This window comes from Marinobacter sp. G5_S1_61_S3, assembly GCF_054968585.1.
In genome coordinates, this window is record NZ_JBQKUK010000012.1 from 85,321 (window position 1) to 98,072 (window position 12,752).

The window sequence follows — 12,752 nt, forward strand, 5'->3', positions numbered from 1 at the left end:
GATTTCCTTGGACCTACCACCATTAACTTTCTGTTAGGCGCCAAAGATAGCTCAGTGAGCCGTCACTTTCCCCTCTACAAAGGTAATATTTAGTAATTTTTTATTGGTTTATTAGATTGTCGATAAGTTACTTGCAGTAATCTCCACAATCCGTTGCCGCGCTTCCCGACTCGCCCAGGCCGAATGTGGCGTCACAATCAGGTTGGGAATATCATCCGCCAGCAACGCATTGCCATTTCGGGGCGGCTCCTCCGTCAGCACATCAAAGCCGGCACCGCCAATAGTCCCCGCCCGCAGGGCATCCGCCAGCGCCTGCTCGTCCACCAGGCCGCCACGGCTGGTATTGATCAGCAGCGCCTCCTTTTTCATCATCTTCAGTTCGCGGGCGCCTATCATATTCCGGGTGTCGTCCGTCAGCAGGCAGTGAAGCGACAGCACATCCACTTTGGGCAGCAGCTCATCCAGGGGAATCCGGGGGTAACCATCCACCTCACCAGTTGCCTGTCCGGGCCTTGCGCCAAGCACAACATTCATCCCAAACGCCTTTGCGCGCTCCACAACGCCCTGCCCAAGGTCGCCATAGCCAACAACCCCCAGCGTGCGCCCTTCCAGTTCCATGATGGGATGATCCATCAGGCAGAACATCGAGCTTTGCCCCCAGCGACCGGCCCGCACGTCCTTGTCGTAATCCACCAAGCGCGTGGCCAGCGCGAGAATCAACGCCATGGTGTGTTGCGCCACTGTGGAGCGGCCATAGTTGGTCACGTTCATCACCGTTACGCTGTAGTCTTTCGCCGCGTCCTTATCAATGTTGTTCAGCCCCGTCGCCACCACCGCAACCGTCTTTAGCTCCGGGCTGGCCTCGAAGTGCTCCCGCGACAGCACAACTTTATTCACCAATACCGTGTCGAATCCCCGTATGCGCTCCTGCACCTGCTCGGGGGACGTTCGCGGATGTTTGACCATCTCCCCGGTCACTGCCTCAATCGGCGAGAGGTCCACATCGTTACCCAGTGTGTCTGCGTCCAGAAATACGGCTTTCATTCGTCGTTCCTTATTCATGAAGTTTTTGGCCGACCAACAGAGCCCCAGATTAAGTTAGACTGAGCGAAACCTCCAATTGGCGAAAAGGGGAACACACATGGAACATCAGTTCTGGCACGAACGCTGGGCCAAGAAAGAAATCGGCTTCCACGAAGGCACCGTCAATCAGTACCTCCATGACCACTGGCCAGAGCTCGCCGGCAATGGCACCGGTACCGTGCTCGTTCCCCTGTGCGGAAAGGCCCATGACATGTGGTGGCTCCATGACCGCGGCCACGCTGTCATCGGCGTGGAATTGAGTGACGTTGCCTGCAAGGACTTCTTCGAAGAGGGCCAGGAGAAAGCGAAGGTTCACCCGGGTGAACCCTTCACCAAATTTGCCCACGACGATCTCCAGCTTTGGTGCGGCGACTTTTTCCAGTTGGTCCCGGAGGACCTGAAGCACGTTCGGCTGGTGTACGACCGTGCTGCCCTGATCGCCCTGCCACCCCACATGCGCCAGGATTATGTCGACCACCTGACCGCCGTGATTCCGGATGGCACCCGCATACTTCTGATCACCCTGGACTACGACACCGACATCAAGGGCCCGCCGTTCAATGTCAGTGACGAAGAAGTACTGAAACTATACTCCGCTGATTACGAGATCGAACATATACTCACCAATACGCTGGCAAAAGATCACCCTTTTACCAAGCGTAAAGGGCTTGCTGGCGCGACGGAGAGTGTGTTCCGTCTCAGAAAGCGCTGATACACAATTTAATGAACCTTAACGCTTTTACTCCTGTCCAAGTCCCGAAGCTTGAACTAAGCTCACAGTAACAAGACCGACATAAACGCGTCAGCGTAAATCGGTCTGTTACTCCCTTTACTTCCACCCATAACCATAACGACCGCCTGGAGCGGCGGACCCAACAGCAACGGGGATATTGTGTGAACTAAAAGCTGTCTTTTCATGGCAAGAGAGCAAGCGAGGGGCCATCTATGAGCATAATGCAGCATTTCAAAGACCGGTATGAAGCAACTCAAGAAGAAGAATACACTCTTGAGGAATACCTGGAGATCTGCAAAAAGGACCCGGCGGCATACGCCACTGCCGCAGAAAGGATGTTACTGGCCATCGGCGAGCCGGAGCATATCGACACATCCCGTGACTCCCGGCTGTCACGTATCTTTTCCAACAAAGTGATCAAGCGTTACCCGGAATTCTCCGAGTTCTATGGCATGGAAGAGGCCGTGGAAAACATCGTCTCCTTCTTCCGCCACGCTGCCCAGGGCCTGGAAGAGAAGAAACAGATCCTCTACCTGCTTGGCCCCGTCGGTGGCGGCAAGTCCTCTCTCGCTGAAAAACTCAAGTCACTGATGCAGAAAGTGCCCTTCTATGCGATCAAGGGCTCACCCGTTAACGAGTCGCCACTAGGCCTGTTCGATCCCGCTGAGGATGCGAGTATTCTGGAAGAGGAATACGGCATTCCGTCCCGCTACCTCAAGTCCATCATGTCGCCCTGGGCGGTAAAACGCCTGCACGAGTACGGCGGCGACATCAGTCAGTTCCGTGTGGTGAAGATGTACCCGTCGGTACTGGACCAGGTGGGTGTATCCAAGACCGAGCCGGGCGATGACAATAACCAGGACATCTCCGCCCTCGTAGGCAAGGTGAATATCCGCATGCTGGAAGACTTCTCCCAGGATGACCCGGACGCCTACAGCTTCAGCGGCGGCCTGTGCAAGGCCAACCAGGGCCTGATGGAATTCGTGGAAATGTTCAAGGCGCCTATCAAGGTGCTGCATCCGTTACTGACCGCCACCCAGGAAGGCAACTACAACACCACCGAAGGCATGGGCTCCGTGCCGTTCGACGGTATTATCCTGGCCCACTCCAACGAGTCCGAGTGGCAGACCTTCCGTAACAACAAGCACAATGAGGCCTTCCTTGACCGGGTGTATATCGTCAAGGTGCCCTACTGCCTGCGCGTGACGGAAGAGATTGATATTTATCGCAAATTGCTGCGCGACAGTTCCCTTTCCGGCGCCCCCTGCGCACCGGACACCCTGGATATGCTGGCGCAGTTCTCCATCCTGTCGCGGGTCAAAGAGCCGGAAAACTCCAGTATCTTTTCCAAGATGCGGGTTTACGATGGCCAGAACATCAAGGATACCGACCCCAAAGCCAAGTCGATCCAGGAATATCGCGATTCAGCCGGCGTGAATGAGGGCATGGACGGACTGTCCACCCGTTTCGCGTTCAAGATTCTGTCCAAGGTCTTCAACTTCGACACCACGGAGGTGGCGGCTAACCCGGTTCATCTGCTCTATGTGCTGGAAAAACAGATTGAGCAGGAGCAGTTCCAGGCCGAGACCCACGACCGCTACCTGCGGTTTATCAAGGAGTTCCTGGCGCCTCACTACGTTGAGTTTATTGGCAAGGAAATCCAGACGGCTTACCTTGAAAGCTACAGCGAATACGGCCAGAACCTGTTCGATCGCTACGTCACCTATGCCGACTTCTGGATTCAGGATCAGGAATACCGTGATCCGGAAACCGGGGAAATTCTCGACCGCTCGTCCATTAACGACGAACTGGAGAAAATCGAGAAGCCGGCCGGCATCAGCAACCCGAAAGACTTCCGCAACGAGGTGGTCAATTTCGTGTTGCGGGCACGGGCGAACAACCAGGGTCGCAACCCGTCCTGGCTCAGCTACGAAAAACTGCGCAGCGTGATCGAGAAGAAAATGTTCTCCAATACCGAGGACCTGCTGCCGGTTATTTCCTTCAATCCGAAGGCCAGCCAGGAGGATCAGAACAAGCACAAGCAGTTCGTCGAACGTATGGTCGATCGAGGCTACACGGAGAAACAGGTCCGCCTCCTTGCGGAATGGTACCTGCGGGTTCGTAAGTCTCAATAAGTCAGCCTTCATACGCTGAACTGGAGTGAAACTATGGGTATGACCCACGTAGTCGACCGGCGACTGAACGGCAAGAACAAGAGCGCGGTAAACCGGGAACGTTTCCTGCGCCGTTACCGCCATCACATCAAGAAGGCCGTGGCGGACGCGGTTCACCGGCGCTCCATTACGGATATTGAGCGTGGTGAGAATGTCAGTATTCCGTCCAGGGATACTGACGAACCAATCTTCCACCATGGCCAGGGCGGCAAGCGGGAAATGGTCCACCCCGGCAACAAGGAGTTCGTGACGGGTGACACGGTGCCCAAACCCCCGGGCGGTGGCGGCGGAGGCCAGGGACAGGGCCAGGCCAGCCCGGATGGCGAAGGCATGGATGAGTTCGCCTTTCAGATTACCCAGGAAGAATTCCTCGACTTTCTGTTTGATGATCTGGAACTTCCCAATCTCGCCCGTAAAAAGCTGAAAGACACCGAGGCGTTCAAATACGTTCGCTCCGGCTTTTCAACCCAGGGCATACCCGCCAAGCTGGACGTGGTTCGCTCATTGCGGGGCGCCCATGCCCGACGTCTTGGCCTCGGTGGCGCGCGCCGCAAGAAAATCCGCCGAATGGAGGAAGAGCTGGCCGCGCTGAAAAGCGCGCCGGAGGATCTGGACCCGGCCTTCAGCCACGAGGACCAGATCAAAGCCCTGGAGGATGAGATTGCCGATCTCAAGGCCAATGTCCGGCGTATCCCGTTCATTGACGAGATTGACCTGCGGTACCGCCAGCACGTGAAGAAGCCCCAGCCAGCCACCAGTGCCGTGATGTTCTGCCTGATGGATGTGTCCGGGTCGATGACCCAGATGCACAAGGACATCGCCAAACGTTTCTTCATCCTGCTGTATCTGTTCCTGAAGAAGAACTACAAGAAGATCGAAGTGGTCTTCATCCGCCACCACACCAGCGCCAAGGAAGTGGACGAGGAAGAGTTCTTCTACTCACGGGAAACAGGCGGCACCATCGTATCCAGTGCTCTGAAACTGATGCACAAGATCATCGAGTCCCGCTACTCCCCTGCGGAGTGGAACATCTATGCCGCCCAGGCTTCGGACGGTGACAACTGGAACGATGACTCTCCCATCTGCAGCAAGTTGCTGGCCGACAGCATCCTGCCTTTGGTGCAGTATTACGCTTATGTGGAGATCACGCCCCAGGATCACCAGATGCTCTGGTACGAATACGAGAAAATTCAGGAGCGGTTCCCGCAGAGCTTCGCGCTGCAACAGATCGCCGACCCTGGTGAAATCTATCCGGTCTTCCGCCAGTTGTTCGAGAGGAAAGCCGCATGACCGACACCATCGACAGACCCAACGAGCCGAAAACCCGGGAACCTATCTCGACCAGTTCCGAGTGGACCTTCCCGCTGATCGAGAAATACGACGAGGAAATCGCCAAATGCGCGGCGGAGTTCGGTCTCGACACCTACCCCAATCAGGTGGAGGTGATCAGCGCCGAACAGATGATGGATGCCTACAGCTCCGTCGGTATGCCCGTGGGTTACCACCATTGGTCTTTCGGCAAGCAGTTCCTGTCTACCTCCAAAGGGTATCAGCGGGGGCAGATGGGGCTTGCCTACGAGATCGTGATCAACTCCGATCCTTGCATCGCTTACCTGATGGAGGAGAACACCCTGCCCATGCAGGCATTGGTGATTGCCCACGCTTCCTATGGCCACAACTCGTTCTTCAAGGGCAACTACCTGTTCCGCACCTGGACCGACGCCAGCGCCATCATTGACTATCTGGTATTCGCCCGTAACTACGTGGCCGAGTGCGAGGAGCGTTATGGCCTGGATGCGGTGGAAGAAATCCTGGATTCCTGCCACGCGCTGATGAACTACGGCGTTGACCGCTACAAACGCCCCGCGCCGATCTCTGCCGCCGAAGAGCTGCGCCGGCAAAAGGAACGCGAGGAATATCAGCAGCGCCGGCTCAACGATCTTTGGCGCACCATCCCCAAAATGGGCGAGGATGACGACCCGGTGAGCCGCAAGAAGCGCTACCCGGAAGAACCCCAGGAAAACATCCTCTACTTCATCGAGAAGAACGCGCCACTACTGGAAACCTGGCAGCGGGAAATCATCCGTATCGTTCGAAAGCTGGGGCAGTACTTCTACCCGCAGCGCCAGACCCAGGTGATGAACGAAGGCTGGGCCACCTTCTGGCATTACACCCTGCTGCACCGGATGTACGACAAGGGCTTGGTGAACGACGGTTTCATGATGGAGTTTCTGCAAAGTCATACGGCCGTGGTTTACCAACCACCGTTTGACAGCCCCTGGTATTCGGGCATCAACCCCTACACTCTGGGTTTTTCGATGTTCACCGACCTGCGGCGGATCTGTGAGAATCCCACCGACGAGGACCGCGAATGGTTCCCGGACTTTGCCGGTTCTGATTGGCTGGAAACCCTGCATTTCGCCATGAAGAATTTCAAGGATGAGAGTTTCATCCAGCAGTTCCTGTCCCCAAAAGTGATGAGGGATCTGAAGCTTTTTGCCATTCAGAACGATGATGAGGAAGACGTCTACCGGATCACCGCCATCCACGATGACCCCGGCTACCGCAGCCTTCGGGAAAAGCTGGCACGGCAATACAACCTGAGCTACCGCGAACCCAATATCCAGGTCTGGAATGTGGATGTCAGGGGGGATCGATCACTGACCCTGCGGCACATCCCCGTCGACAGGGTTCCACTTGGCGACGACACTGACGAGGTGCTTCGTCACGTGCATCGTTTGTGGGGCTTTGATGTCCACCTTGAAAGCGTCGACAACGGCGTGGTCATGGAGGAGTGCCACTGCCCGCAACGGGAACCGGACGACGCGGATTGAATGTCGCTATTAATTGTCAGAATGCCCACTCCAGCCCGGCATAGAAAGTTCTGCCGGGCGCGGGTTCATAGTAGCCGCGATCTTCTATAGGCCTGTCTGCATTGGCATTGATGCGGATATTGCTGAAGTAATCCTCATCCAGAAGGTTGCGGATACCGCCGTAGACGCTGAATTTCTGACTGCCCACGCGAACGCTGTCACCGGCCCGAATCCCCAGCAGCCAGTAGTCACTGACCCTGGTCTGGTTGCTGTTCTCGGCGTACAGGTCACCCACGTACTGCCACTCCAGGGCAGCAAACCGTTGCCCGTCACCGCGCCACTCAACCTCCGTAACCCATTGCTCCTGCGGTAACCCCGGCAGGCGATTGCCATCGGCGTCATTGCCCTGTTCGTCGGTAAAGTCCTTCAGCGTGTAGTCCGCCAGGGTCACGGCACTGGTTACCCGCCAGGTGTAGGAGATATCCCACTTCAGGCCGAGCTCCACCCCATTCCGTTCTGTGCGCCCTGCGTTTTCGTAGAAGGTACGGTTATTGATCTCATAGGGCAGGATTTCGTCGTCCACCCGGATGGAGAACAGTGCCAGGTCATAACGGACCCCCTGCCCCAGGCCGCCGCGTATACCGACTTCCCGGTTAAGCGCCTGCTGGGGCTCAATGTCTGGATTGAAGCCACCGCTGCCGTCGGGATTGGCAAACTCCGTGAAGGTGGGTGCTTCAAAGGCCGTGCCCACTGTGGCGTAGAACTGCTGGCGTGGCGCCAACCGATAGCTGACTCCTGCAAAACCACTGAATTCCCGATAGGTGCGGCTGCCGGAATCGTCTCCGTCACTGATCCTGTGGTCATCCACCGACAGCCGCAGGCGATCAAACCGGGTGCCCAGAGACACGTTCAGGCGCTCCGTCAATGCCAGGTCACCCTGGGCAAACACCGCGGCGGTAGTGCCGTTCTGGGTTTCGTCCTGGGTTTGTCCGGTGACATCACCGTTAAACGACACCGAATAGCGCCGGCGTTCATCAACCTGGCGATGAAGGTCAACGCCCACCACCCAGGTCAGCGGAAGGCCCGCTACCTTGCTGCCCTGCTGGTAATCCGTACTGACGCCGTAGAACTGCCGGTCGTAGGCAATTCGGCTGGGGCCGGGAAACGGCAGTTGCTGGGCAAAATCACGGTGCGTAAAAAAGGTACTAACGGCCAGGTCCCCAGTACCCATCTCGGCGGTTTCATACAGCAACCCAAGCGTCTGCTGGTCAACGTCCTGGCCGGCGTCGAGCCGTTCGGCATTGGCCGTCGCCTGGCGGCGATCCTGTTCCACCTGGCTCGCTGTCAGGCCGGCGGGGTCTTCTGCTTTTGGCGTGTGCAAGGCATTGAAGGTGGCCGTTAAACGCTGCCCGGCTCCCCAACCATGAGACACCCGCCCATTGAAAAGGCCTTTCTCAACCTGGCTCTGATCGCGGTAACCGTTGTAGTTAAGCCAGGACGCAGTTGCGATGCCACTCGTCGCCCCCTCACTTCCGTTGGCCTGGAACGTGGTTTTGTAATTGTCGTTGCTTCCCACATCCTGACGCAGGCGCGCGCCCGGCGGCATTTCGTCTCCACGGGCCGTGGTAATGTCGATCACCCCACCGGAGGCGTTACCGTACTGAACCGACGACGGCCCGCGAATCACTTCAATGCGCTGTGCCGAGTCCAGGTCCACCGCATCAATCTGAGACTGCCCATCGGGCAACGTGTAGGGGATGCCATCCACCTGTATACGAATGCCGCGAATGCCGAATGGCGCCCGGGCACCAAAACCACGGGTGGACAGCCGCAGATTCTGGGCGAAGTTGTAGCGGTTCTGGAAGAACAGGCCAGGGACAGTATCCAGGGACTCGTCCAGTTGCAGCCTCTGCTGGCCCTCCTGGATGTCCGGGGCATTGGTCACGGACACCGCAGCGGGGGTCTCGTAGAGGTCTCTCTCAAGGCGGGGCGACGTCACCTTGATGACATTGTCTTGCGACTCCACGCTTTGCTGCGCATTGGCGGTAGCCCATGTTCCAGCGGATATCAGCGCTGAAAAGACCACAACCAATCTCCTGTGAACGATCACTTTACCTCCTGCTGCCGGTCTAAATTCCGAGTAAATCCACCAACCAGGGCACAATCAATGCCGTCGCAAACGCCGACAGCGCCATCGCCAGCCCCGAAAAAGCGCCCATCTGGGAACTGACCTGAAATGCCCGTGCTGTGCCAATGCCATGGGCCGCCACACCCATGGCGATGCCTTTCACACTGTCGTCGGTGATACGCATCCATTCAAACAGTTTGGTACCGAGCACCGCACCGACAATACCAGTGGCCACCACCAGAACGGCGGTCAGGGACGGAATGCCGCCGATGGTTTCGGAGATCCCCATGGCAACCGGTGCCGTGGCGGATTTGGGCGCCAGGGACACCTGGATCTCAGTGGAGCCGCCAAGAAGCCAGGCAAGCCCAATGGAGCTGCCCGCTGCAATCACAACACCACACACCAGGGAAATGGATACCGGCAACCAGAGTTGGCGCAGCCGGGAAAACTGTTGGTAAAGGGGAACCGCCAGCGCCACCGTGGCAGGCCCCAACAGGAAGTGCACGAACTGCCCGCCTTCGAAGTACTCCTCGTAGGAGGTACCAGTGAGCATCAACAGGGCAATCAGCATCGCCACTGAGGTAACCACCGGATTGGCCAGGGGGCTGGAGTTGGACTTGAGATAGAGCCGATAGGCAAGGCCATAGGCCACCAGCGTAATGGTCAGGCCAAGCAACGGCGACGTTGAAAGATAAACCCAGATATCACGAATGACCGGCTCATTCATCCCGCTGCCCTCCCGCATTTTCGGGTCGGGCAAACCATCGCGAGGTTACCTGCATAATGCCGGCGGTGGCGACCATGGTGATAATAGTGGAGAGAAACAGGGCCAGCGTGATCGGCAGCCACTCATCCGCAATCCGGCCAAAATGACTCATCATGCCAACACCCGCCGGCACGAACAGTAGCGACAGATGGCTGAGCAATGCGCTGGAAGCGTTCTCAAGTGGCTCTGGCGAGGCGCCCCGAATCATCAGCGTCAGGAACAACATCACCATACCCAGCACGGGCCCTGGAATCGGCAGTGAGAGAAGACGAACAGTGACTTCCCCTACCAACTGATACACCAGCAGCAGGGTTATTCCGTTGAGAAAGTTCATGGTGGCGGCTCCCGACAGAAAAAACGGCCCAAGTCAGGAGCATAGCCACTAAGCAGCGCCGTGCCTACCCGGCCTTGGTCTCTGTGCGCGGCGGGGTGGTGGTCGTGATGGTAGTCGCTGGAATCACTTTCCGGCCATAGGCCGCCAGCAGGAAACCGATCGGGAACATCAGCACGCCGTATACCGCTGCGGGAATCGACATGGTGCTGGACTCCAGCAGCGTCAGCGTTACCAACAGGGCAATGGTGCTGTTTTTAATGCCCAACTCCACAGCAACGGCAATGGATTCGCGCTGGGTCAGACCCACGGCGCGGCCCGCCAGGAGCCCCAGGAATATACCGGCAATGTTCAGCAGGAGGGTTGCCGGGCCGGCCTGTCGCAGCAGGTCCCAGATCTGATCGCGTACGCCCCAGATCAAACCGACAACCAGCAACGCCAAAACCACACCCCCGAACACGCTGACTGCGCTTTCAGCACGGCGCGAGAGCTCTGGTGCCCGGGTGCGGAAGATCATCCCAATCGCCACAGGGAACAGGACAATACCCACCAGCATACCTACCGTTCTTCCCACCGGCAGCGTGATGGACTCCTCGGTGCCAGCATAGAGTTGAAGCGCATAGTTGGTGAATAACGGCAGAGTCACGATGGTTATAAGACTGGCGGTGACCGTCAACACGATCGACAGGGCAATGTTCCCCCGGGACAGCAACACGAACAGGTTGGAGGTAGTGCCGCCCGGACAGGCCGCAATGATTACCAGCCCCACGGCAATGGCCGATGACAGGTCGAGCATGGAGGCAATGGCAAAGGCCACCATGGGCATGAGCAGTATCTGGGCAACGGTACCCACCACCATACCTTTTGGAAAAACCGCCACTTGGCGGAAGTCCCTGACCGTCAGGGTCATACCTATACCGATCATGATGATAAACAGGGCAATCGGCAGCCCCGCAGAGATCAGTGGACTCGATTCCACAAAGCCTCCAAGGATTGTTGTTGTGATTAGATTAGCCAGCTAGTGAAAATAGCATAAGCTGCCGAAAAAGAGTGAATATGGATTCGCAACAACATGTAATTGCGCAAAGGGTAGGAATGGGATTGCGCGCAAAAACCTGAACCTTTCAACCTGCTTGTTCGTGTGATTGTCCCGGTTGTTGCGTATACTTTCGAACAACAACTATACGAATCCAAACGCATCAGATTCAGTGCAGTTTGGCAGCTTCATAAAGCAAGAGGACGATCAATGAAACGCCTGGGCACACTGGACGCTTCCTGGTTGGCGGTGGAATCGGAAGACACCCCGATGCACGTCGGCAACCTGCAGATTTTTTCACTACCGGAAGATGCTCCGGAGACGTTTCTAAGAGACATGCTCGCCCGCATGAAAGCAGATGCCGATGTAGCGCCACCCTGGTGCTACAAGCTCGCCTTTTCGGGGTTCCTGGGCCGCCTGGTCGCCCCGTCCTGGAAGATCGACAAGAAGCTGGATCTCGACTACCACGTTCGACACTCGGCGTTGCCGCGCCCCGGCAGTGAACGGGAACTTGGCATCCTGGTATCCAGGCTGCATTCCAACCCGCTGGATTTTTCCCGCCCGCTGTGGGAATGCCACATTATCGAGGGCCTGGAGAACAACCGTTTTGCCCTCTACACCAAGATGCATCACTCCATGATTGATGGCATCAGCGGTGTTCGGCTGATGCAGCGGGTGCTCAGCGAGGACCCCGGTGAGATTAATATGCTGCCGCCATGGTCGGTACGCCCGGAGCGGACACGGGGCAGCAAGACAGATTCCGAAGCCAGCATTTCAGCCGCCCTGTCCCAGGCCATGGAAGCCCTGAGAATTCAGGCCGACATGGCACCGAGGCTCTGGAATGCGATGAACCGCCTGATCCAGTCCGCACGGCACCCGGAAGAGGGGCTGACCGCGCCCTTTGCCGGCCCGGTTTCCGCCCTCAATCACCGGGTCACCGGTCAGCGGCGGTTTGCCACTCAGCACTACCAGCTCGAACGGATCAAACAGGTCGCCCAGGCGTCCAACGGCTCCCTGAACGACATTGTGCTCTACCTCTGTGGCACTGCCCTGCGCCGCTTTCTTGTTGAACAGGATGGTTTGCCGGATACGCCACTCACCGCCGGAATTCCGGTGAATATCCGCCCCTCCGATGACCAGGGCACGGGCACCCAAATCAGCTTCATGATTGCCTCACTGGCGACCGACGAAGCCGACCCCCTCGAGCGACTGAAGAGCATCAAACACTCTACCCGCAGGGCCAAACAGCACCTTCAGAAACTGCCGCGTAAAGCCCTGACCCAATACACCATGCTACTGATGTCGCCCTACATCCTGCAGTTGATGTCAGGCCTGGGCGGGCGAATGCGCCCGGTTTTCAACGTGACCATCTCCAACGTGCCAGGGCCAGGGGAAACCCTCTACTATGAAGGAGCACGACTGGAGGCGATGTACCCGGTTTCGCTTATTGCCCACGGCGGTGCGCTCAACATTACTTGCCTGAGCTACGCCGGCTCGCTCAACTTCGGTTTCACGGGCTGCCGCGATACGTTGCCCAGTATGCAGAAGCTGGCGGTCTACACCGGTGAGGCTTTGGATGAACTGGAAAGCCTGGTTTCGCCACCACCGAATCAGACCAAATCCAACGCTCGAAAGGCGCCTCGCAAAAAGACTGCGGAAAAGAGCTAACAGGGCTCCGATGCCCGTGG

The 12,752-nt window shown here is 57.4% G+C and carries 10 protein-coding genes; 5 read left to right on the top strand and 5 right to left on the bottom strand.

Translation table 11 applies throughout. From position 1 onward, the window contains the following. Positions 1-111: 111 nt before the first annotated feature. Positions 112-1,044, bottom strand: coding sequence for an NAD(P)-dependent oxidoreductase (locus ACTRWH_RS13270; protein WP_462826498.1), 933 nt, complete (start codon positions 1,042-1,044; stop codon positions 112-114). Positions 1,045-1,141: 97 nt separating this feature from the next. Here ACTRWH_RS13270 and tmpT point away from each other — a divergent pair, with 97 nt between their 5' ends. The 4 genes from tmpT (at position 1,142) to ACTRWH_RS13290 (ending at position 6,824) form a co-directional block, all read left to right on the top strand. Beyond that, the gene (gene tmpT, locus ACTRWH_RS13275) at positions 1,142-1,795 is read left to right on the top strand and encodes a thiopurine S-methyltransferase (protein WP_126811667.1); all 654 of its coding nucleotides are present in this window, start codon (positions 1,142-1,144) and stop codon (positions 1,793-1,795) included. Between the two features lie 233 nt (positions 1,796-2,028). Beyond that, on the top strand, positions 2,029-3,951 hold the full coding sequence (locus tag ACTRWH_RS13280) for a PrkA family serine protein kinase (RefSeq protein ID WP_036208922.1): 1,923 nt from the start codon (positions 2,029-2,031) through the stop codon (positions 3,949-3,951). Positions 3,952-3,990: 39 nt separating this feature from the next. Beyond that, positions 3,991-5,280 (top strand): YeaH/YhbH family protein, encoded by a 1,290-nt coding sequence (locus tag ACTRWH_RS13285; RefSeq protein WP_206512165.1) that lies wholly within the window; start codon positions 3,991-3,993, stop codon positions 5,278-5,280. Continuing rightward, the gene (locus ACTRWH_RS13290) at positions 5,277-6,824 is read left to right on the top strand and encodes a SpoVR family protein (protein ID WP_041334047.1); all 1,548 of its coding nucleotides are present in this window, start codon (positions 5,277-5,279) and stop codon (positions 6,822-6,824) included. The genes ACTRWH_RS13285 and ACTRWH_RS13290 overlap by 4 nt, the downstream gene beginning before the upstream one ends. Before the next feature lie 16 nt (positions 6,825-6,840). Here the strand turns inward: ACTRWH_RS13290 and ACTRWH_RS13295 are convergent, their stop codons facing one another. From ACTRWH_RS13295 to ACTRWH_RS13310, 4 genes are all read right to left on the bottom strand, one after another. After that, positions 6,841-8,889 (bottom strand): TonB-dependent receptor domain-containing protein, encoded by a 2,049-nt coding sequence (locus tag ACTRWH_RS13295; protein WP_462826499.1) that lies wholly within the window; start codon positions 8,887-8,889, stop codon positions 6,841-6,843. A 43-nt stretch (positions 8,890-8,932) separates the two neighbouring features. Beyond that, entirely contained in the window at positions 8,933-9,658 is a 726-nt protein-coding gene (locus ACTRWH_RS13300) for an LrgB family protein (protein ID WP_036208912.1), read from the bottom strand. Next, positions 9,651-10,031, bottom strand: a complete 381-nt coding sequence (locus tag ACTRWH_RS13305) for a CidA/LrgA family protein (protein WP_462826500.1) — start codon at positions 10,029-10,031, stop codon at positions 9,651-9,653. Before ACTRWH_RS13305 ends, ACTRWH_RS13300 begins: the two co-directional genes overlap by 8 nt. Before the next feature lie 64 nt (positions 10,032-10,095). After that, on the bottom strand, positions 10,096-11,007 hold the full coding sequence (locus tag ACTRWH_RS13310) for a bile acid:sodium symporter family protein (RefSeq protein WP_036208907.1): 912 nt from the start codon (positions 11,005-11,007) through the stop codon (positions 10,096-10,098). A gap of 267 nt (positions 11,008-11,274) precedes the next feature. On the opposite strand from ACTRWH_RS13310, the gene ACTRWH_RS13315 reads away from it, so the two are divergent. Beyond that, positions 11,275-12,732: a wax ester/triacylglycerol synthase family O-acyltransferase gene (locus ACTRWH_RS13315; protein WP_462826501.1), complete on the top strand. Its 1,458-nt coding sequence runs from the start codon at positions 11,275-11,277 to the stop codon at positions 12,730-12,732. Positions 12,733-12,752 lie beyond the last annotated feature (20 nt).